The following is a 20,445-nucleotide window of genomic DNA, read 5'->3' on the forward strand; positions in this document are numbered from 1 at the left end:
ATAGACTTGCAGCCATATCCTGCATATTTGCAGCATATGGATTGGGACAGCCTGCAATATTTCCTGATGGTCGCGCGTCATGGCACGCTGGCGCGAGCCGGCCAGGCGCTCCACGTCGACGCCACGACGGTCAGCCGCCGCATCAGTGCACTGGAAAGCGCCTTGCAGCAGACGCTGTTCGAACGCGCGCCGACGGGTTTCGTTCTGACCGCGGCCGGTCGGGCGCTCGTTCCGCACGCCGAAGCGATGGCGGCAGCGGCCGCGCGCATCCATTCGGCAGGCGATGGCGGCGCGGCGCTGTCGGGGCAATTGCGGATCAGCGTCTCCGAAGGTTTTGGGGGCAGCTTCATCGCGCCGCGCCTCGCCGCCTTCGTCGCGGCGCACCCCGAGCTCGAGATCGACCTTGTCGCTTCGTCAGGTTTCCTCAACCCCTCGCGGCGCGAGGCCGATATGGCGGTGCTGCTCGCGCGGCCCCGCAAGGGCCCGCTGATCACGCGCAAGCTCGCGGACTACAGCCTCGGCCTCTACGCCCCCGCCGACCGCCGCGACTGGCATCGGGCGGTCGAAGCGGCGCCCCTCTCGCGTACCGGTATTCCCGTCGTCGGCTATGTCCCCGACATCCTCTATGCCCCCGAACTCGACTATCTGGGCGAGATCGAACCGGGGTTGCGCGCTGGCATCCGATCCTCTTCGATCCTCGCGCAGCGGCGGATGATCGCGGGCGGTGCCGGAGTCGGCGTCCTGCCCTGCTTCCTTGCCGCGGGTGACCCCGCGCTCGTCCGCGTCCGCCGAGACCAGACGATCGCGCGCGCCTTCTGGCTGGCGCTGCACCGCGACATCGCGCCGCAACCGCGGATCCGCGCCTTCATCGACTGGCTCGACGCCGAAGTGCAGGCCGCACGCACGCTGTTCGTCCCTGCGCCAGGAAAATTGTCGCAATTTGTCGCAAAGCCGCCACGGGGCTTGCATGGTGCGGCGCAATAGGTTGAATAGGCGCCCTTCCCCCCGCCCTCCCCGGCGGTTTCGACACGAGACAACAGACTATGCTGCACAAGAAGCCGCTGCTCCTTGCCGGAGCGCTGTGCGCGATGACGCTTTCGCTGGGCGCCTGTTCGGGCAAGGACGACAAGGGCGGCAACCGTGCGGCGCAGGTCGGCTTTGTCGTGGTGCGCGAGGAGGCCGTGCCGATCACCACCGCGCTCGGCGGCCGCACCGTCGCCTTCGAGACGAGCGAAGTCCGGCCGCAGGTAAACGGCATTGTCCGCCAGCGCCTGTTTACCGAGGGCGGGACGGTGCGCGCCGGCCAGCCGCTGTTCCAGATCGACGCGAGCCTTTACAAGGCGGCGGTCGATCAGGCCGCGGCCAATCTGGCGAGCGCCCGCGCGAGCGCGCAGGCGGCCGAGGAAAAGGCCAAGCGCTTCGAGCCGCTCGCCAAAATGCAGGCGGTGGCCGAACAGGATTATACCGACGCGCTGGCACAGGCGCGCGTCGCGCGCGCCGCCGTCGCGCAGAGCGCCGCATCGCTCGAAACTGCGCGGATCAACCTGCGCTATTCGACGATCACCGCGCCGATCGGGGGCCATATCGGCCGCTCGCTCGTTACTCCCGGCGCGCTCGTCAGCGCCAGCCAGGCGACGCCGCTCGCGGTGATCCAGCGCACCGACCCCATGTATGTCGACATCCAGCAATCGGCCGCCGACATGACGCGCCTGCGCCAGTCGCTTGCCAGCGGCGGGGTGACCGCCGGCAGCACGAGCGTGCGGCTGAAGCTGGAGGACGGCAGCGATTACGGCCTGCCCGGCACCGTGCAGTTTTCCGAAGTGACGGTGAACGAAGCGACGGGGACGGTGACGCTGCGCGCGCGCTTCCCCAACCCCTCGGGCCTGCTGATGCCCGGCATGTTCGTGACCGCGCTGTTCGACCAGGCGGTGAACCCCGCGGCAATGCTGGTGCCGCAGGCCGCGGTGCAGCGCGATTTCGACGGATCGGCTTTCGTCTATCTGGTCGGCAACGACAATAAGGCCGAACGGCGCAAGGTCGACGCGGACCGCACGGTCGGCGCGAACTGGGTCGTCACCGGCGGGCTGAAACCGGGCGACCGGGTCATCACGCAGGGTGTCGGCAACCTGAAGCAGGGATCGGCGATCAAGCCAGTGCCCGCGACCAGTCCGCAGCGGGTGGGGGCGCCCGCGGGGAAGAGCGCCGACAAGAGCGCCGCGACGAAAGGACAATAACGCCCCATGTCGCGCATTTTCATCGATCGGCCGATCTTCGCCTGGGTGCTGGCCATCGTCGTCATGCTCGGCGGGCTCGGCGCGCTGTTTTCGCTGCCGATCGAACAATATCCCGACATCGCGCCGACGCAGGTCAATATCCGCGCCAGCTATCCCGGCGCCTCCGCCGAGACGATCGAGAACAGCGTCACGCAGGTGCTCGAGCAACAGCTCACCGGTATCGACGGCCTGCTCTATTTCAGCTCGCAGTCGAGTTCGCGCGGGCAGGCGACGATTACTGCCATCTTCGCCAAGGGCACCGATCCCGACATCGCGCAGGTGCAGGTGCAGAACAAGATCGCCTCCGCCATCTCGCGCCTGCCGCAACAGGTGCAGAGTCAGGGCGTGCGCGTCACCAAGTCCAATTCGGATTCGCTGCTGCTCGTCGGCGTCTATGACACCACCGACACGCGATCGAACCAGGATGTGTCCGACTATCTGTCGTCGAACGTGCAGGATCCGCTGTCGCGCGTCGAAGGCGTAGGCGACGTCAATGTCTATGGCTCGCCGCATGCGATGCGCATCTGGCTGAACCCGCAGCGGCTCGCCGCGGTGTCGCTGATGCCCGGCGACGTCGTCACCGCGATCACCGCGCAGAACAGCGAGGTCGCGGCGGGCGAGGTCGGCGGTACCCCGGCGCCCGAGGGACAGATGCTGAATGCGACCGTAACCGCCCAGTCGCGGTTGCAGACGCCCGAAGAGTTCGAGAATATCCTGCTCAAGACGCTGCCCGACGGGTCGACCGTAAGGATCAGAGACGTCGCGCGGGTCGAGGTCGGCGCCGAAAATTACGGCACCATCGTGCGCATCAACGGCCATCCGGGCGCGGGCATCTCGATCTCGCTGTCGCCCGGCTCCGACGCGCTGGAAACCGCCGACCGGGTCAAGACGCGCGTTGCCGAACTGGCGCAGGATTTCCCCGACGGCCTGACCTATGCCTATGCCAACGACGCCACCGCCTTCATCAAGCTGTCGGTGAGCGAAGTGCAGAAATCGCTGTTCGAGGCGATCCTGCTTGTCGTGCTGGTGATGTTCGTCTTTCTGCAAAGCTGGCGCGCGGTGCTGATCCCGGCGATCGCTGTGCCGGTCGTGCTGCTTGGCACCTTCGGCGTCTTCTATATCGCCGGTTTCACGATCAACACGCTCACCCTGTTCGGCCTGACGCTCGCGATCGGCCTGCTCGTCGACGACGCGATCGTGGTGGTCGAGAATGTCGAGCGGCTGATGGAAGAGAATCCCGGCATGTCGGCGCGCGAGGCGACGATCCAGTCGATGAAGGAATTGCAGGTCGCCTTGATCGCGATCGCGATGGTGCTGTCGGCGGTGTTTCTGCCGATGGCCTTTTTCGGCGGATCGACGGGCGTCATCTATCGTCAGTTCTCGATCACCATCGTGTCGGCGATGGCTCTGTCGGTACTCGTCGCTCTGATCCTCAGCCCGGCGCTGACCTCGACCCTGCTGAAGCCGCGCAGCCATGGCGGGGACGAGGATCGGCCGCACCGTTTCCCGCGCGTGCACGCCGCGATGATCCGCGCCCGCGACGGCTTCAACACGCGGTTCGACCGCACGGTTCGCGGCTATGTCGGCAGCGTGACCCGCGTCGTCGATCGCAAATGGCTGTTCCTTGGCATTTACGCCATCATTCTGGTGCTGCTGGTGCTGATGTTCGTGCGCCTGCCGACCGGCTTTCTTCCCAATGAGGATCAGGGCCGCGTTTCGGTGCAGTTCCGCTTGCCCGCGGGCGCGACGCAGGAACGCACGCTCGCAGTGCGCGACAGCGTCGAAAAATATCTGCTGAGCCAGGAAAAGGCCAATGTCGGCGCGCTCTTCCTCGTCGCGGGCGGCGGCGGGGGCGGTGCTACCGGCCAGAATACCGGCCAGGGCTTTTTGAATCTCGTCCACTGGGACGACCGTCCCGGCAAGGAAAACACCGCCGACGCGATCGCCGACCGGACGCGCAAGGCGCTGTCGGGCCTGCGCGACGCGCAGGTCTTCGCCCTCGTTCCCGGCGCGGTGCGGGGTCTTGGCGATTCGTCGGGCTTTACGATGGAGTTCCAGAACCGCAGCGGGATGAGCCGCGCCGAATTCATCGCGGCGCGCGACCGGCTGCTCGACATGGCCAATGCCAATCCCAAGCTCACCTCGGTTCGGCTCAGCGATCTTCCCGATGTCGCGACGTTGAAGGTCGATATCGATACGCAGCGGCTGACCGCCTATGGCCTCAGCAACGGCGATGTGAACAACACGCTGGCGACCGCCTGGGGCGGCCGCTACGTCAACGACTTCATCGACAAGGGCCGCGTCAAGCGCGTCTATGTCCAGGGCGACGCCCCCTATCGCGCGAAGCCCGACGATATCGGGCAATGGTATGTCCGATCGTCCGATGGCGAGATGTCACCTTTCTCGGCCTTTTCGAGCATCGGCTGGTCAACCACCCCGGCAAGCACGTCGCGCTTTCAGGGCGTCCCGGCGTTCGAAATTTCGGGGCAGGCAGCCGCCGGCGTCAGTTCGGGCGAGGCGATGGATGAGATGGAGCGGATGGCGGCCGAAATTCCCGGCACCAGCGTCGCCTGGGCGGGCGCGTCCTATCAGGAACGCCTGTCATCGGGGCAGGCGCCCCTGCTCTATGGCCTGTCGCTGCTCGTCGTCTTCCTCTGCCTTGCCGCGCTTTACGAAAGCTGGTCGATCCCGCTTGCGGTGCTGCTCATCATTCCGCTCGGGCTGGTCGGCGCGGTTTTCGCGGTGACGCTGCGCGGGCTGGAAAACGACGTCTATCTGCAGATCGGGTTGCTGACGACGATGGGACTGGCGGCGAAAAATGCGATCCTGATGATCGAGTTCGCCGAACAGGAGGAACGCAAGGGTCGCCGCGTCATCGAAGCGGCGGTCGAGGCGGCGCGTATCCGTTTGCGTCCAATCCTGATGACCAGCTTTGCCTTCATCTTCGGCGTCCTGCCGCTCGCCATTGCGACCGGTGCGGGGGCCAACAGCCGCGTCGCGATCGGCACCTCGGTGATCGGCGGCATGCTGACCGCCGCGCTGCTCGCCATTTTCTTCATTCCGCTCTTCTTCGTGCTCGTCCGCCGCGGCGTGCGCGACGGGCTTGCCGCGCTGCGCCGGCGCTTCGGCAAAAAGGATGGCGGCGCGGAGGTGACGGCATGAAACGCGCGCCCTTCCTGATGATCGCATCGGCGCTGCTGCTCGCGGGCTGTTCGCTTGCGCCGAAGACGGCGTTGCCGTCGCCCCCGGTGCCGCAGGGCTGGCCGGTCGGCGACGCCTATCTGATCCAGAGCGAGGCAGCGCTGCCGATCCTGTCCTACAAACAATTGTTCACCGACGCGCGCCTGCAATCGCTCGTCGAACAGGCGCTCGCGAACAATCGCGACCTGCGCACCGCCTATGCCAATCTGGCGGCGGCGCGCGCGCAGGTGCGGGTCAGCCGGGCGGCGCAATTCCCGGCGATCGGCGTCAGCGCGAGCGGCGACTATGCCGACCGTGGCGGCACCGGGGGCTCCGGCGGCGCGGGCAGCAGTTTCGCGCTTCAAGGCGGGGTCACCGCCTTCGAACTCGACCTGTTCGGGCGCCTCGCCAATGCGAATGCCGCCGACCGCGACCGCGCGCTGGCGACCGAGGCCGCGTCGCGCACCGTGCGGCTGAGCCTGATTGCCGATCTTGCCAATGCCTGGGCCGCCTATGGCGCCGACCGCGACCTGCTCGCCATTGCACAGGAAACCGCGACCAATGCGCGCGAAAATGTCCGGCTGACGAAGGCGCGGCTCGACGGCGGTGTCGCGCCGCGCACCGACCTCAGGCAAGCCGAACAGATATTGGCGACCGCCGAGGACGCGATCGCGCAGCAGCAGACTGCGATCGCGCAGGGCGAAAATCTGATCCGCCTGCTCGTCGGCGGCGATGTCGATCCGGCGCTGTTCCCCGCCAGCCTGGCCGAGGTGACGCCCGCGGTTGCGGCGCCCCCGGCCGGGATGCGGTCGGAAATCCTGTTGCGGCGGCCCGACGTGATCCAGGCCGAATATCTGCTGCGCGCCGCCAATGCCGATATCGGCGTCGCGCGCGCGCGGTTGTTCCCGACGATTTCGCTGACCGGCCTGCTGGGCTTTGCCAGCGACGCGCTGTCGAGCCTGTTCGACAAGGGTTCCTTCGCCTGGTCGGCGGGCGGCGATGCCAGCGCCTCGATCTTCGATTTCGGTGGCCGCCGCGCCGGGGTGGCGGTGAGCGAGGCGCAGCGCGATGCCGCGCTTGCCAGCTATGAAGGCGCGATCCAGACCGCCTTTCGCGAAGTCGCCGACGCGCTCGCGGTGCAGGGCACGATCGCCGAGCGGGTCCGCGCCGCCGCCGCCAACACCGAAGCCGCAGCCGATACGGCGAGACTTAGCGAGGCGCGCTACAAGGGCGGGGTCGACAGTTTCCTCGCCAGCCTCGACGCGCAGCGCAGCCTCTATGCCGCGCGGCGCAGCGAAATCGCGACGGGCCTGCTGCTTGTCCAGACCCGCATCGCATTGTTCCGCGCGCTTGGCGGCGACAGCAGCGCGGGGTCCGCGGCGCCTTAGAGCGCAATCAAGACGCGAATCCCGACTCCGCTTGACAACCCCATCCGCTCGCGCGCTAATAGAACAAATCAGGAACATTATGCGCGAGTCGTCTTCCTCTCTCGCCGCGCTGCGCCAACGCGTCGCCCGGCTCGCCGATAGCGGCGCCCCGTCCGGCGGGGGCGATGGCGGCTGGCTGACGAGCGGCCATGCGGATTTCGATGCGGCGATCGGCGGCGGGCTGGCGATCGGCAAGACGCATGAATTTTTCGCAGCCGACGCGCTCGATGCGACGAGCGCCGCGGCCTTTGCCGCGTTGCTCGCGCTGCGTACGCCCGGCGCGGCGCCGCTGCTGTGGCTGCGCACCGCCGATGCCGCACGGCGCGCGGGGCATATCTATGCGCCTGGCATCGCCGAGCTTGGCGGCGACCCCGACCGGCTGCTGCTCGTCGAAACCGCCGACCCCAAAATGCTCCTCGCCTGCGCCAATGACGCGGTGCGGTGCGGCGGCTCGGCGGCGGTGATCGTCGAAAGCTGGGGAGCGTGGCCCGCGCTCGACCTGACCGCGGGGCGGCGGCTGGCACTCGGCGCACGCGATGCGGGGACCGTGCTCCTGATGCTGCGACTCAACACGCTTCCCGCTCCCAGCGTGGCGGAAACGCGCTGGACGGTCGCCGCCGCGCCCTCGACGGCGCTCGAGGCCGATGCGCCGGGCGCGCCGGGCTTCACCCTCGACCTGATACGCTGGCGCGGCGGCCCCGCGGGCGCCCGCTGGCAGATGGAATGGAATCGCGATGAGCAAGTCTTCCGGGGGGCGGCGCTATCTGGCGCTCTTCTTCCCGTGGCTCCCGGCCGAACGGCTGTGCCGCGCCGCGCCGCCGCCTGACGCTCCGATCGTCTTTGCCGAAAAGCAGCGCGGGGCACTCCGTCTTGCGAGCGTCGATCCGCACGCCGCGGCGCTGGGGCTCGGCCCCGGCATGCCGCTCGCCGATGCCCGCGCGCAGGTCGGCGACCTTGCCGTCGTGCCGCACGATCCCGTCGCCGATGCCGCCTGGCTCGACCGGCTCGCGCAGGGCTGCGCGCGCTACACGCCGCTCGTCGCGCTCGATGCCCCCGACGGGCTGATCCTCGACATCGCGGGCGCGGCGCATCTGTTCGGCGGCGAAGCAGGACTTGTCGCCGATGTCGAAGAGCGCATGGACCGGCTGGGGATGACGCTGCGCAGCGCGCTTGCCGGCACCGCCGATGCGGCGCGCGCGCTCGCCCGCTACCAGGCGCTCCCCGCCCCCGACGAGGCGGCGGCGGTGCGCCGCCTGCCCGTCGCGGCGCTGGGGCTGGAGGCGGAGGCGACGACCGCGCTCGTCCGCGCGGGGCTCAAGACGATCGGCGATCTTTCGGGCCGCCCGGTCGCCGCGATCGCCGCGCGCTTCGGGGCCGAGGCGGCGAACGCGCTGCGCCGGTTGCTCGGCGATGCACCGAGCCCGCTCGACCCGCGCATCCGGCCCCCGCCGATCGTCGTCGAGCGCCGTTTCGCCGAACCGCTAGGCAGCAGCGCCCATGCCGCTGCTGTGCTCGCCGAGCTTGCCGCCGAGGCCGCCGTCGCGCTCGGCGAACGCGGCAAGGGCGGGCGCCATTTTCGCGCGACCTTCTTTCGCAGCGACGGGCTGGCGCGCAGCATCGCAATCGAAACCGGCCAGCCGACGCGCGACGCCGATCTGGTCATGCGTCTGTTCGCCGAACGGATCGACAGCCTGCGCGATCCGATCGACCCCGGTTTCGGTTTCGACATGATCCGCCTCGCCGTGCCGCGGATCGAGGCGCTGGGTGCCGGCCAGCTCAGGCTCGAGGGCGGCGCGGCGAACACCGCGCCGGGCGCCGCCGCCGTCGACGAACTCGCCGACCGGCTGGCGACCCGGCTCGGGCGCGGGCGCGTCCGGCGGCTGCGCAGCGCCGATACCCATATCCCCGAACAGGCGCAGCTTGCCTTGCCCGCGGTCGAGGCGCCGCCGCCGACGCCCTGGACCGCGACCGAGCCGGGCGAACCGCCGCTGCGCCCCTTTCACCTGTTCGACCCGCCGCAGCCGATCGAAGTGATCGCTGAAGTCCCCGACGGCCCGCCGCAGCGCTTCCGCTGGCGCCGCACGCTCCATGCGGTACGCCGCTTCGAAGGCCCCGAACGCATCGCGGCCGAATGGTGGCGCCGCCGCGACAATGCCGGGCTGACGCGCGACTATTACCGCGTCGAGGATGCGCAGGGTCGCCGTTACTGGCTGTTCCGCCACGGCCTCTACGATGAAAAGCCCGACCCGCGCTGGTATATCCATGGGGTCTTTGCATGAGCGCGCCTTGTCCCGACGCCGATCCCGGTTTCGCCGAGCTGGTCGCTGCGACCAACTACAGCTTCCTGCGCGGCGCCTCGCACCCCGCCGAAATGGTCGCGCGCGCGCTCGAACTCGGCATGACGGGCATCGGCATCGCCGACCGCAACAGCGTCGCGGGGGTGGTGCGGGCCTGGGCCTTCCTGAAAGAGCTGCAGGTCAAGCAGCCGGAGGCGGTGGCGGGATTCCGGCTGGTCGTCGGCGCCCGGCTCGCATTCGCCGACGGCACCCCTGACATTGTCGCCTATCCGGTCAGCCGCCATGGCTGGGGCCGCCTGACGCGCCTGTTGTCGACCGGCAATCTGCGCGCGCAGAAGGGCGACTGCATCCTTCACCTCGAAGATCTGCTCGCCTATTGCGACGATCTGTTGCTGATCGCGACGGTGGGCGACGAGGCCCTGCTGCGCCAGCTCAAGCACGCACGTCCCAAATCGCTCTGGCTCGCCGCGACCATGCCCCGGGGCGGCGCCGACGCGCGGCGGCTGGCGCGACTGCACCGTCTGGCGGCGGCGGTGAACGTCCCGCTGCTCGCTACCTGCGATGCGCTTTACGCAACCCCCGCGCAGCGCCCGCTCCACGACATCGTCACCTGTATCCGCGAGGGCACAACGCTTCACAAGGCAGGGCGGCGCCTCCACGCCAATGGCGAACGCCATCTGAAAGCGCCGGCCGAGATGCGCCGGCTGTTCGCGGCCTGTCCGGGAGCGGTCGAGCAAAGCGCGCGGCTGCTCGACCGCATCGGCTTCGCGCTCGACGAACTGCGCTATGAATATCCGCACGAGCCGGTACCGCCGGGATGGAAGCCCTTCAACTATCTGCACCATCTGGTGAAGACAGCGGCCGAAGCGCGCTATGGCACGCCCTTGTCGGCGAAAGTCCGCAAGCTGATAGGCAACGAACTACGGCTGATCCGGCGGCGGAATTACGTCTATTATTTCCTCACCGTCCACGATCTCGTCCGTTTCGCGCGCGCGCAAGAACCCCCGATCCTCTGTCAGGGGCGCGGATCGGCGGCCAATTCGATTGTCTGCTTCCTGCTCGGCGTCACCTCGGTCGATCCGATGCAGCACGACCTGCTCTTCTCGCGCTTCGTCTCGGCCGAGCGCGACGAGCCACCCGACATCGACGTCGATTTCGAGCATGAGCGGCGCGAGGAAGTGATCCAATATATCTACCGCCGCTACACGCGCGACCGCGCCGCGATCGCCGCGACCGTCATCCATTATCGCCCGCGCAGCACGATCCGCGAGGTCGGCAAGGCGCTGGGCCTCAGTGAGGATGTGACCGCGCGGCTCGCCGATACGAGCTGGGGCAGCTGGGGCGACGAGGTGCCGGTCGAACGGCTGGCCGAAGCCGGGCTCGACCCCCATAATGGCGAAATCGAGCGATTGCACCGCTTCGTCGGCGAATTGCTGAAGGCGCCGCGTCACCTGTCGCAGCATGTCGGCGGCTTCGTGCTGACCCAAGGGCGGCTCGACGAACTGGTGCCGATCCACAATGCCGCAATGGAGGACCGCACCTTCATCGAATGGGACAAGGACGATATCGACGCACTCGGCCTGATGAAGGTCGATGTCCTCGCGCTCGGCATGCTGACCTGCATCCGCAAATGCTTCGACCTGATGCGGGCGCACGGGCTGGGCGACCATACGCTGGAGGTCGACATCGATTGCGGCGACGAGGCCGTCTATGAAATGCTCCAGCGCGGCGACAGCATCGGGGTCTTTCAGGTCGAGAGCCGCGCCCAGATCAACATGCTGCCGCGCCTGAAACCCAGGATATTCTATGACCTTGTCGTGCAGGTCGCGATCGTCCGGCCGGGCCCGATCGAGGGCGACATGGTGCACCCCTATCTGCGCCGGCGATGCGGCGAGGAGCCGGTTGAATTCCCCGAGCCTGCCCCGCCGCACCCGCCCGACGAACTGCACGACGTGCTCGGCAAGACTTTCGGCGTGCCGCTGTTCCAGGAACAGGCAATGAAGCTGGCGATGGTGGCCGCCGATTTCACGCCCGACGAGGCCAATGGCCTGCGCCGCGCGATGGCGACCTTTCGCAACGTCGGGACGATCGAGAATTTCCGGGACAAGATGATCGGCGGCATGGTGCGGCGCGGCTACACGCAGGATTTCGCCGAACGCTGTTTCAAGCAGATCGAGGGTTTTGGCAGCTATGGCTTCCCCGAAAGCCATGCGCAGTCCTTTGCGCGGCTTGTTTATGTCTCGTCATGGATCAAGCATTACCACCCCGCCGTCTTCACCTGCGGCTTGCTCAATTCGCAGCCGATGGGTTTTTATGCGCCGGCGCAGCTTGTCCGCGATGCCCGCGAGCATGGCGTCGAGGTGCGCGCGGTCGACGTCAATTCCAGCGATTGGGACAGCAGCCTTGAACCCCGCGCCGACGGCAGCCTCGCGCTGCGGCTCGGCTTTCGGCAGGTGGACGGGTTTCGCCAGGAGTGGGCGAAGCTGATCGCCGACGCGCGGAATGCCGCGCCCTTCGCGTCGGTCGAGGAACTCGCGCGCCGCGCGAACCTGCCTCCGCGGGCGTTGCGCCTGCTCGCCGATGCGGATGCATGCCGGTCGATGGGACTCGATCGGCGCCCCGCGCTATGGGACGCGCGGCGCGTCCGTCAGGGGGTGTTGCCGCTGTTCGGTGCGGCGGGCGCCGACGAACTGGGCACCGAAGACGATGCACGCCTGCCGCCGATCCCGCCGGTCGAACAGGTGCTGACCGATTATCAGACGACGCGCCTGTCGCTGAAGGGCCATCCGATGGCCTTTCTGCGTCCCGCCTTCGCGCGCGAAGGCGTGCTGAGCGCGGGCGAAGTTGCGGCGGCGAAGAACGGGTCGATCGTTTGCACCGCGGGGGTCGTGCTGATCCGCCAGAGGCCGGGCAAGGGCAATGCGATCTTCATCACCATTGAGGATGAGGGCGGGATCGTGAACATCCTGCTGTGGGCGCGCCATTTCGAACGCTATCGCCGCGCCGTCATGGCGTCGCGGCTGATGCTGGCCGAAGGCGAGGTGCAGCGCAGCAAGGAGGGCGTCATCCACCTGATGGCGACCCGCATCGTCGATCGCACCGCGATGCTCGACGCACTGGGCAGCGATCGCGGCTTCGATCCCGACTTGTGCCGGGCCGACGAGGTCAAGCACCCGCAAATGCCGCGCGACCGCGCGCCGGGCGCGCGCCACAGCCATCCCCGCAATGTTCGCATCTTGCCCAAGTCACGCGATTTTCATTGAAGCGGGGGAGCGGCCATTTGCCCCGCACGCAAAAAGATGCCCCGGCTGTGGGGAGCCGGGGCATCCGATCAGGCTATTAAAGGGACCAACCAAATATAGCCTGAGATGTTTGCGATGTTCCGCGCTTAGCGCAGCAGGTTCATCACACCCTGGGCGCTCTGGTTCGCCTGGGCGAGCATCGCCGTCGAAGCCTGCGACAGGATCTGCGCCGCCGCCAGCTTCGTCGATTCAGCCGAGAAGTCGGCATCTTCGATGCGCGAGCGCGATTCGTCCAGATTGGTGACACGCGACGTCAAATTATCGACAGCCGCCTCAAGACGGTTCTGCTGCGCACCGAGGTTGGCGCGTTCGCCGGCAACCGTGGTGATCGCGGTGTCGAGCGTCGCCAGTGCACCGGTCGCGCCCGAAGCCGTGGCAACCGAAAGAGCGTTGACGCCCAGCGTCGTCGCATCAAGCTTGCCGATCGTGATGTTCACGTTTTCACCGGTGTTGATGCCGGTCTGGATATCGAAGCCTGCGGTGACGCTGCCGTCGAGCAGTTTGTTGCCGTTGAACGTCGTCTGGCCGACGATGTCGCCGATCTGCGAGATCAGTGCGGTAACTTCCTTCTGCACCAGACCGCGGTCGGCATCGCTGAGAGTGCCGGTCGAAGCCTGCATCGCCAGGTCGCGCATACGAACCAGGATGTCCGAAACGCTGCCCGCAGCGCTGTCGGCGGTCTGCGCCAGCGAAATGCCGTCGTTGGCATTGCGGATCGCCTGGGTGAAGCCGCGCGAGGCAGCCTGCATGCGAGTTGCGACGGCGAGGCCGGCGGCGTCGTCCTTGGCGCTGTTGATGCGCTTGCCGCTCGACAGACGTTCCATAGCCTGCGACTGCATGCGATTGGCAACACGCGAGCTGTTCTGGGCGCGAAGCGCGCTCACATTGGTGTTGATGACAGTCATAATGTTCCTTTCCGGCCCCTTGGCCATTCCCGTGGTGTGAGGGCTCAGCGAGCGGTCACGAAAGCTGTAACGGCGGCGGCGGCGGCGGATTAAGCCGGCGCGTCAAAAAAACGCCGCGGAGCGCAGGCTGCGTTAGGATCACTCTATCAAATAGCTGTTTTTCAACGAAAAGAATTTTTGGCATGAGCTTTGCATTACTCTTTGTGCGTGCGGTGAACCGCCGCGCACCAGGACGGATGAAAGCTTATGAGCACGATTGACCAGAGCCGACTGCTGCAAATGCGCAGTTCGATTCTCAATCAGAACCAGGCGCTGCAGCGCGCCGCCGGCGGCGCGGCTGCGGGCGGCGCCGCGGGTGCCGGTGCGGCACCCGATTTCGGATCGGCGATCGCCAGCGCATTGCAGCAGGTCAATACCCAGCAGGCGAAGGCGAGCGACCTCAGCGAAGCCTATGAACGCGGCGACACGCACGACATCGTCAGCGTGATGATCGAACGCCAGAAGGCCTCGCTCGGCTTCGAAACCACGTTGCAGGTCCGCAACAAGCTGCTGTCAGCCTATCGCGACATCATGAACATGCCGGTGTAATCCATGGCCGAAGCTCAACTCCTCGCCCCCGTTGCCGATACGAACCGGCTGCCCCTTCCTGCGATGGGCGGCCGCTTTGCGCCGGTCCAGCAGTTCGTCCGCCAGCCCGCCGTCCAGCGCGCGCTGCCTGCGATCGCCACGACGACCGCGATCGGCCTGGCCGCGCTCGCCTATTTCATGACCCAGTCGGCGCCGCAGGCGCAGCTTTTCGCGGGGCTCGACGACAGCGACAAGGCCGCCGTCGCCGATGCGCTCCAGTCGCAGGGGATCGGCCACACCATCGATCCGACGACCGGCGCACTGACCGTCGATGCCGACAAGCTGTATCAGGCGCGCATCGCGCTCGCCGGGCAGGGATTGCCCAAGGCGCAGCCGAGCGGTGACAGCCTGATCGCCTCGCTCCCGATGGGGTCGAGCCGCGCGATCGAAGGCGAAACGCTGCGCTCGGCGCGCGAAGCCGACCTGTCGCGTACGATCGAGACGATCGACGCGGTCAAGACCGCGCGCGTCCACATCGCCGCCGCCGAACCCAGCCTGTTCGTCCGCGACGACAAGCCCGCAACCGCGTCAGTGATGCTGACGTTGCAGAACGGCCGCAACCTCAGCGACGCGCAGGTTCAGGGGATCCGTTTCCTCGTCGCCTCCTCGGTTCCCGGCATGAACGCCGACGAGGTCCAAGTGATCGACCAGCGCGGCGCGCTGCTCTCCGACGGCGCCAGCAGCGGCGACATGAAGAGCTTCCAGCTCCAGATGCAGATGGAGGATCGCTTCCGCCGCGCGCTCGAAACGCTGCTCGGTCCGATGCTCGGCTCGGGCAATTATTCGGTCGAAGTTCACGCCGACGTCGACATGTCGGAAAGCCAGGCGACGCGCGAAAGCTTCCCCGAAAACGACCGCGCGCTGAGGACCGAACAGGTGAGCCGGGTCGTCAGCGGCCAGAGCACGCCGCCCGCCGTGGGCATCCCCGGCGCGCTGTCGAACCAGCCGCCGCAGGCGACTACGGTGACGAACAATGCCCCCGCGCCGACGCCCGCCGGCGCGCCGACCACCGACACGCAGAGCAACGAAAATTCCGCCCGCGCCTATGAGGTCGGCCGAGAAATCTCTGTCACGCACCAGCCGCAGGGTCGCCTGAAGCGCCTGTCGATCGCCGTCGCGCTGAACCAGGGGCAGAAGGCGCTGACCCAGGCCGACCTCGCGAAGATCGAGGGGCTGGTGAAGGGCGCGGTCGGATACGATCAGACGCGCGGCGACGTCGTCGCGATCAGCCAGCGTCCCTTTGCGAAGGTCGACGATGTCGCACCCGCCTTCTATGACCAGCCGTGGTTCATGCCGCTCGCCAAGCAGATCGGCGCCGTGCTCGCCGCGCTGCTCGCCTTTCTGTTCATCGGCCGTCCGATGATCAAGTCGGCCAAGCAGCGCGCCGCCGCGCGCGCCGAACGCGATGCCGAAATCGAACAGTCGCTGCTCACCGCCACCGAAAACCGCGCCGCACTCGACGCGCCGCGCGGCGGCAGCGCAATCACGCTCGAGATGATCGAGGCCGCGCCAAGCTATGAAGCGCGCGCCAATCTGGTCCGCGCCTTCGTCCGCCAGGACTCGGCGCGCGCCGCGCTCGTCGTGCGCCAGCTGATGCAGGAGGGTGCCCATGGCTGACGACACCGACGTCGCCGGCGATATCGCACCCGCGGTCGGCCTGCGCCCCGCCATCGAAGGATCGGCCGCCGCCGCGATCCTGCTGATGCTGCTCGAAGAAGGCGACGCCGCCACGATCCTCAAGCATCTCGATCCCGATGAGGTGCGCCTGCTTGCCAAGGGCATGTTCGACGCCGCCAACGCCAGCGAAACGCAGATCGAACAGGCGCTCGACCAGTTCGTCGTGCGCAGCCGCGACGTCAGCGCGCTCGCCATCGGCGCCGAAACGCGTATCCGCACCGTCATCAATCAGGCGGTAGGCAATGTCCGCGCCGACAATATCCTGGCCGCCGTCGCGCCGCAGTCGAGCGCCGCGTCGCTCGAGATGCTGCGCTGGATGGATGTCGAGGCGATCAGCGCGCTGCTCGCCAGCGAACATCCGCAGGTCGGCGCGCTGATCCTGTCGGTGTTGATCCCCGACGTCGCCGCGCGCGCCATCGAAACGCTCGACGAGGTGCTGCAGGCCGATCTGGTGCTGCGCGCGGCGCAGCTCACCACCGTCCCCGCCGCCGCGATCGAGGATCTGGAATCGGTGCTCGCTTCCGCCAATGTCGGCGGCCAGCGCGTCGCCAAGCAGCCGATCGGCGGCCCGAGCGACGTCGCGAAGATCATGAAGAAAATGCCCAAGTCGCTGTCCGAACGCACGATCCGCGCGCTCAAGAAGCAGGACAAGCTGCTGGCACAGGCGATCGAGGAAGAGATGTTCATCTTCGAAAATCTGCGCGAGCTCGACAAGAAGAGCATCGGCACCGTGCTGCGCTCGGTCGATGCAGCGATCCTCGCGGTCGCGCTCAAGGGTACCGACGCCGACATGGTCGATCTGTGCCTGTCGACGATGTCGCAGCGCGCATCGGAAACGATCCGCGACGAAATGGCCGAAATGACGATGGTCAAGCGCACCGACGTCGACGAAGCGCAGAAGTCGATCATGCAGATCGTCCGCCAGATGGCAGCATCGGGCGAAATCATGCTCGCGGGCGGGGGCGACGATTATGTCTGATCTCGCGTCCGAATCGACCGTCGCCGCACTGGCGCATGCGATGGCGCGCGACGGCGGCTTTCGCCCGCTGCAGTTCGGCCAACCGCGCAGCGCTCCGCTAGCGCCGGCCCCCGAAGTGGCGGCCGAGCCAGCCGACGACCCCTTTTCGCGCGGGCTTGCCGAAGGCCAGCGCCTGGCCGAAGCCGCCTTTGCGGTCGAACGCCAGCAATTGCTCGCGATGGTCGCCGCCGCCGAAGCGCTGCAAGACGAACCCAGCGAGGAACTCGCGCAGCTGATCGCCGAAACGGTCGAGCGGCTCGTCCGCCAGATCGTCGAGGCGGCGCCGATCGAGGCCGACTGGCTGCGCGCGCAGGCCGAAACCGCCGCCGCGCTGGTCGCTGAAGCTGACAAGGCGCGCACCCTGTGGGTCAATCCCGCCGACGCAGTGCTCCTCGTCGACGCGCCGATCGCGCTGCCGATCGAAAGCGATCCGTCGATGGCGCGCGGCACCGTCCGTGTCGAAACCTCGGCCGGCTGGATCGAACATGGCCGCGCGGTCTACCTCGACGAGCTGCGTGCCGCACTCGGCGGCCAGGGCGGCGCCGCATGACGCGCCGCCTCGCCATGTCCGCCCGCCAGTTGCTCGACCCCGTCGACCTCAGTGACGCATCGCCGCGCCGCATCGGCACGCTCGTCGCGCACGAAGGCATCATGCTCGAAGTATCAGGCTTTCCCCAGCCGCTCGGCAGCAATGTCCGCATCAAGTCGGCGAACAACGAATATGTGAACGGCGAGGTCGTGGGCTTTCGCGGGCACCGCAGTCTCGTGCTGCCCTTCGACACCAACATGCCTCTCGTCACCGGCGCGCCGGTCGAACCGCATGGCGCGTCGAGCATGGTGACCGTCGGCAAGGCGCTGCTCGGCCGCATCATCGACGCGCAGGGCAATCCGCTCGACGGCCGCCCGCCGGTCAAGTCGCAGTTCCAGTGGCCGCTCGCCGGCCGCAAGGTCAATCCGCTGCGCCGCGGCCGGGTGACCAAACCGCTCAACATGGGCGTGCGCGCGATCAACGGCCTGCTCACCGTCGGGGAAGGCCAGCGCGTCGCGATCATCGCGGGGTCGGGCGTCGGCAAGTCGGTACTGATGGGCCAGATGATCGCGGGCACCGAATGCGACGTGATCGTCGTCGGCCTGATCGGCGAGCGCAGCCGCGAGGTCAGCGACTTCGTTGAGACCAAGCTGCCGCCCGCCGTCCGCAAGAAATCGGTGGTGGTCGCGGTTCCCGCCGACCATCCGCCGCTGCTTCGCCTGCGCGCCGCGATGCGCGCGACCGCGATCGCCGAAGCCTTTCGTCAGGACGGCAAGAAGGTGCTGCTGCTGATCGACAGCCTGACGCGTGTCGCGCACGCGCAGCGCGAGATAGGGCTGACGCTGGGCGAACCGCCGACGATGAAGGGCTATCCGCCCTCGACCTTCGCGCTTATCCCCTCGCTCGTCGAACGCGCCGGCAACGACCGCCTCACCGGCGGGTCGATCACCGCGCTCTATACCGTACTCGCCGATGGCGGCGACATCGAGGATCCGGTCGTCGATTCGGCGCGCGCGATCGTCGACGGGCATATCATCCTCTCGCGCCAGCTTGCCGAACAGGGGGTCTATCCCGCGATCGACATCGCCCGGTCGCTGTCGCGCACCATGGCCGATTCGGTCGATGCCGATCACGCCGCCGCCGCCGCGCGCTTCCGCCAGCTCTGGTCCGCCTATGAAGAGAATCGCGACCTGATGCTGATGGGCGCTTATGTCGCCGGCACCGATCCGGTGCTCGACACCGCCATCGCGCGGCGCGCCGACCAGCTTGCATTCGTTACCCAGCCCGCCGGCACCCAGGTCGATTTCCAGACCGCACGCCAGTCACTCATCGAAGGATATTCTGCATGACCGCCCGCACCGCACGCCGCAAACGTATCATTCGCGTGCGCACCGTCGAACATCAGATGGCGGAGGCCAATCTGGCGCGCGCCAATGGCGAGCTCGCGAGCCTCATCGAGCTGTCGCGCCGCCTCGAGGCGCTGCGCGCCGACCTCGCGGTCGCCCGCGGCGTCGTCGCGGGCCGCGCGCTCAATACGGTCGGCGAACTTGGCATGCGGCTCGACATGGCGAAGGAAAATCTTGCAACCCCGCTGGTCAACGCCAGCGCGCGCCGCGACGAAATGGGCGTGCTTGCGCAGAGCGCGCTGATGAAGGAAGAATCGGCGGTGCGCCTCTATGAACGCAGCCGCAAGTCGGCCGAAGTCGAGATGGAACGCCGCGCCGACGCTAACCGCCCGCACCGCCGCCGCACGATGAGCCTGCGCCTGGTCGAAGGCGGCCCGCAATGATGCCCGGCCTGCCCCAGAGCGCGAGCCAGCCCGGCTTCGCGGCCTTTCTGTCCAATATCGGCCAGGCGCCCGCCAGCGGCGCCGGCGAGGACGGCGGCTTCAGCCAGCTCCTCGCCGCGCTTCCCGGAGCCGCGACGATTGGCAAGACCGGCACGCCCGGCGCTGCGCCGACCGGCGATACTCAGGCGACGGCGACGGCCGCGAGCGTGATCGCGCTCGCAGGCGCCGAAGCGGCGGGCGCGGTAGCGCCGACAGCGGATGCCCTGCCGCCTACGGCCACCAACCCCGACGGCACCACCGCGGCCGGGACGCCGCACGTCGTGACACCCGATTTCGCCGCCATCGTCGGCGGCAAAAAGCCCGCTACCGAGGCCAAGACGGCACCCGCCGCCGATACCGAAGCCGCGCCCGCGATCCCGGCCGACGACACGTCGCCCAAGGCCGCGCCCAAGCGCGGTGGCCCGGAGGTCCCGCAACCCGATGCGCAGGATGCCGCGGCACATGCCGCCAGCCTGCTCGCCGCCCTGACCGGCAAGCCCGCCAAGCCAGCCGTCGATCCGGCGAAGACCGGCACCGACGACGCCGATGCCGAAGCGACCGACGCCGCGCCTACGGCCGACGCTGCCGCGACGGCGAGAACGACGCCTCCCGCCGTGACCCTGCCTCTCAATCCGGCGCCTGCCGCCGCGAATGGCGTGGTGCCCGAAGCCTCCGCGCCGGTTGCCGACAAGCCCGCGAAGGCTGCCAAGCCTGTGCTGGCCCCGGCCGCGCCGCAAGGCCGCGACGCCCCCACCGCACCCGCGGTAACGCCTGCGAAGGCCGAGAGCGCCACCGCTACGCCGGCGCCCGCCGCCGAACCCGCGGCCAAGCCGATCCGTGCCGAAGGCGGCGCTTCCATGACCGTGCTGTTCAATCAGCCCGCCACGCCCGGCGCCACAAGCATCGGCGCCCCGGCACAAGCGGCGCCGCTCGCCGAACGCACGCTCGACTTGACGAGCGATGATCGCTGGATCGCGCAGCTCGCCGCCGATATCGCCGCGACCAAATCGGACAAGGGCGACCTCAGCTTCCGCCTGATGCCGCGCCACCTCGGCCGGCTCGACGTCGCGATGAAACTCGACGGCGACAGCGTGTCGATGAAGCTCGACACCCAGCATGAAAGCACCGCCGCGATCGTCGCCGCCGCACAGCCGCGACTGGTCGAGGATCTCCGCCAGCAGGGCGTCCGCGTTGCCGGCGCCGAAGTGACCTGCACCCCCGATCAGGCCGGGCGCCCGTCGCTTGCCCAGGGTCAGGGACAGGGCCAGAACCAGGGACGCGGCGCTGCGCCCGACGCGAGCCATTTGATCGAAACCGCCAATGATCGCGCCGACGCGCGCGACGACGACAGCGCCGCGAACCGCCGCGGCCGCTTTGCCTGA

At 68.1% G+C, this 20,445-nt stretch carries 15 protein-coding genes; 14 read left to right on the forward strand and 1 reads right to left on the reverse strand.

Annotation, left to right across the window (positions count from 1 at the left end; genetic code table 11):
• Positions 1 to 36: 36 nt before the first annotated feature.
• The 7 genes from MU856_RS14585 to MU856_RS14615 all read left to right on the forward strand — a co-directional run bounded on the left by MU856_RS14585 (position 37) and on the right by MU856_RS14615 (position 12,440).
• On the forward strand, positions 37 to 984 hold the full coding sequence (locus MU856_RS14585) for a LysR family transcriptional regulator (RefSeq protein WP_263587805.1): 948 nt from the start codon (positions 37 to 39) through the stop codon (positions 982 to 984).
• A 59-nt stretch (positions 985 to 1,043) separates the two neighbouring features.
• The gene (locus MU856_RS14590) at positions 1,044 to 2,234 is read left to right on the forward strand and encodes an efflux RND transporter periplasmic adaptor subunit (protein WP_263587806.1); all 1,191 of its coding nucleotides are present in this window, start codon (positions 1,044 to 1,046) and stop codon (positions 2,232 to 2,234) included.
• A 6-nt stretch (positions 2,235 to 2,240) separates the two neighbouring features.
• Positions 2,241 to 5,435 (forward strand): efflux RND transporter permease subunit, encoded by a 3,195-nt coding sequence (locus MU856_RS14595; protein WP_263587807.1) that lies wholly within the window; start codon positions 2,241 to 2,243, stop codon positions 5,433 to 5,435.
• Positions 5,432 to 6,841 carry an efflux transporter outer membrane subunit gene (locus tag MU856_RS14600; protein ID WP_263587808.1) on the forward strand — a complete coding sequence of 470 codons (1,410 nt, stop codon included), beginning with the start codon at positions 5,432 to 5,434 and terminating at the stop codon, positions 6,839 to 6,841. Before MU856_RS14595 ends, MU856_RS14600 begins: the two co-directional genes overlap by 4 nt.
• Before the next feature lie 79 nt (positions 6,842 to 6,920).
• On the forward strand, positions 6,921 to 7,706 hold the full coding sequence (locus MU856_RS14605; RefSeq protein ID WP_263587809.1) for an ImuA family protein: 786 nt from the start codon (positions 6,921 to 6,923) through the stop codon (positions 7,704 to 7,706).
• A complete protein-coding gene (locus MU856_RS14610; RefSeq protein ID WP_263587810.1) occupies positions 7,615 to 9,159 on the forward strand; it encodes a Y-family DNA polymerase in 1,545 nt (514 codons plus the stop codon). Before MU856_RS14605 ends, MU856_RS14610 begins: the two co-directional genes overlap by 92 nt.
• A complete protein-coding gene (locus MU856_RS14615; protein WP_263587811.1) occupies positions 9,156 to 12,440 on the forward strand; it encodes an error-prone DNA polymerase in 3,285 nt (1,094 codons plus the stop codon). The genes MU856_RS14610 and MU856_RS14615 overlap by 4 nt, the downstream gene beginning before the upstream one ends.
• 125 nt (positions 12,441 to 12,565) lie before the next feature.
• On the opposite strand, the gene MU856_RS14620 is transcribed toward MU856_RS14615, so the two are convergent.
• Positions 12,566 to 13,384 carry a flagellin gene (locus MU856_RS14620; RefSeq protein ID WP_003041418.1) on the reverse strand — a complete coding sequence of 273 codons (819 nt, stop codon included), beginning with the start codon at positions 13,382 to 13,384 and terminating at the stop codon, positions 12,566 to 12,568.
• A gap of 246 nt (positions 13,385 to 13,630) precedes the next feature.
• Between MU856_RS14620 and fliE the strand changes: the two genes are divergently transcribed.
• From fliE to MU856_RS14655, 7 genes are read left to right on the forward strand one after another with little or no spacing between them, the layout of a single operon-like run.
• Positions 13,631 to 13,972 (forward strand): flagellar hook-basal body complex protein FliE, encoded by a 342-nt coding sequence (gene fliE, locus MU856_RS14625; protein ID WP_003041419.1) that lies wholly within the window; start codon positions 13,631 to 13,633, stop codon positions 13,970 to 13,972.
• A gap of 3 nt (positions 13,973 to 13,975) precedes the next feature.
• Positions 13,976 to 15,628 carry a flagellar basal-body MS-ring/collar protein FliF gene (fliF, locus tag MU856_RS14630; RefSeq protein ID WP_263587812.1) on the forward strand — a complete coding sequence of 551 codons (1,653 nt, stop codon included), beginning with the start codon at positions 13,976 to 13,978 and terminating at the stop codon, positions 15,626 to 15,628.
• The gene (locus MU856_RS14635; protein ID WP_263587813.1) at positions 15,621 to 16,667 is read left to right on the forward strand and encodes a flagellar motor switch protein FliG; all 1,047 of its coding nucleotides are present in this window, start codon (positions 15,621 to 15,623) and stop codon (positions 16,665 to 16,667) included. Before fliF ends, MU856_RS14635 begins: the two co-directional genes overlap by 8 nt.
• Positions 16,660 to 17,256: a FliH/SctL family protein gene (locus MU856_RS14640; protein WP_062901636.1), complete on the forward strand. Its 597-nt coding sequence runs from the start codon at positions 16,660 to 16,662 to the stop codon at positions 17,254 to 17,256. Before MU856_RS14635 ends, MU856_RS14640 begins: the two co-directional genes overlap by 8 nt.
• Complete coding sequence (locus MU856_RS14645; RefSeq protein ID WP_062901635.1) at positions 17,253 to 18,584, forward strand: FliI/YscN family ATPase; 1,332 nt, start codon at positions 17,253 to 17,255, stop codon at positions 18,582 to 18,584. Before MU856_RS14640 ends, MU856_RS14645 begins: the two co-directional genes overlap by 4 nt.
• Positions 18,581 to 19,024, forward strand: a complete 444-nt coding sequence (locus tag MU856_RS14650; RefSeq protein WP_263587814.1) for a hypothetical protein — start codon at positions 18,581 to 18,583, stop codon at positions 19,022 to 19,024. The genes MU856_RS14645 and MU856_RS14650 overlap by 4 nt, the downstream gene beginning before the upstream one ends.
• Complete coding sequence (locus MU856_RS14655; protein ID WP_263587815.1) at positions 19,021 to 20,445, forward strand: flagellar hook-length control protein FliK; 1,425 nt, start codon at positions 19,021 to 19,023, stop codon at positions 20,443 to 20,445. The genes MU856_RS14650 and MU856_RS14655 overlap by 4 nt, the downstream gene beginning before the upstream one ends.

Origin of the sequence: Sphingopyxis sp. GC21, from assembly GCF_025727575.1 — a bacterium.
Taxonomy (GTDB): domain Bacteria; phylum Pseudomonadota; class Alphaproteobacteria; order Sphingomonadales; family Sphingomonadaceae; genus Sphingopyxis; species Sphingopyxis terrae_A.

Coding starts and splice junctions, on each gene's coding strand:
- MU856_RS14635 (WP_263587813.1), top strand. CDS start 15,621: ATGGCTGACGACACCGACGTCGCCGGCGATATCGCACCCGCGGTCGGC.
- MU856_RS14610 (WP_263587810.1), top strand. CDS start 7,615: ATGAGCAAGTCTTCCGGGGGGCGGCGCTATCTGGCGCTCTTCTTCCCG.
- MU856_RS14605 (WP_263587809.1), top strand. CDS start 6,921: ATGCGCGAGTCGTCTTCCTCTCTCGCCGCGCTGCGCCAACGCGTCGCC.
- MU856_RS14615 (WP_263587811.1), top strand. CDS start 9,156: ATGAGCGCGCCTTGTCCCGACGCCGATCCCGGTTTCGCCGAGCTGGTC.
- MU856_RS14655 (WP_263587815.1), top strand. CDS start 19,021: ATGATGCCCGGCCTGCCCCAGAGCGCGAGCCAGCCCGGCTTCGCGGCC.
- MU856_RS14600 (WP_263587808.1), top strand. CDS start 5,432: ATGAAACGCGCGCCCTTCCTGATGATCGCATCGGCGCTGCTGCTCGCG.
- MU856_RS14640 (WP_062901636.1), top strand. CDS start 16,660: ATGTCTGATCTCGCGTCCGAATCGACCGTCGCCGCACTGGCGCATGCG.
- MU856_RS14590 (WP_263587806.1), top strand. CDS start 1,044: ATGCTGCACAAGAAGCCGCTGCTCCTTGCCGGAGCGCTGTGCGCGATG.
- MU856_RS14585 (WP_263587805.1), top strand. CDS start 37: ATGGATTGGGACAGCCTGCAATATTTCCTGATGGTCGCGCGTCATGGC.
- fliF (WP_263587812.1), top strand. CDS start 13,976: ATGGCCGAAGCTCAACTCCTCGCCCCCGTTGCCGATACGAACCGGCTG.
- MU856_RS14650 (WP_263587814.1), top strand. CDS start 18,581: ATGACCGCCCGCACCGCACGCCGCAAACGTATCATTCGCGTGCGCACC.
- fliE (WP_003041419.1), top strand. CDS start 13,631: ATGAGCACGATTGACCAGAGCCGACTGCTGCAAATGCGCAGTTCGATT.
- MU856_RS14645 (WP_062901635.1), top strand. CDS start 17,253: ATGACGCGCCGCCTCGCCATGTCCGCCCGCCAGTTGCTCGACCCCGTC.
- MU856_RS14620 (WP_003041418.1), bottom strand. CDS start 13,384: ATGACTGTCATCAACACCAATGTGAGCGCGCTTCGCGCCCAGAACAGC.
- MU856_RS14595 (WP_263587807.1), top strand. CDS start 2,241: ATGTCGCGCATTTTCATCGATCGGCCGATCTTCGCCTGGGTGCTGGCC.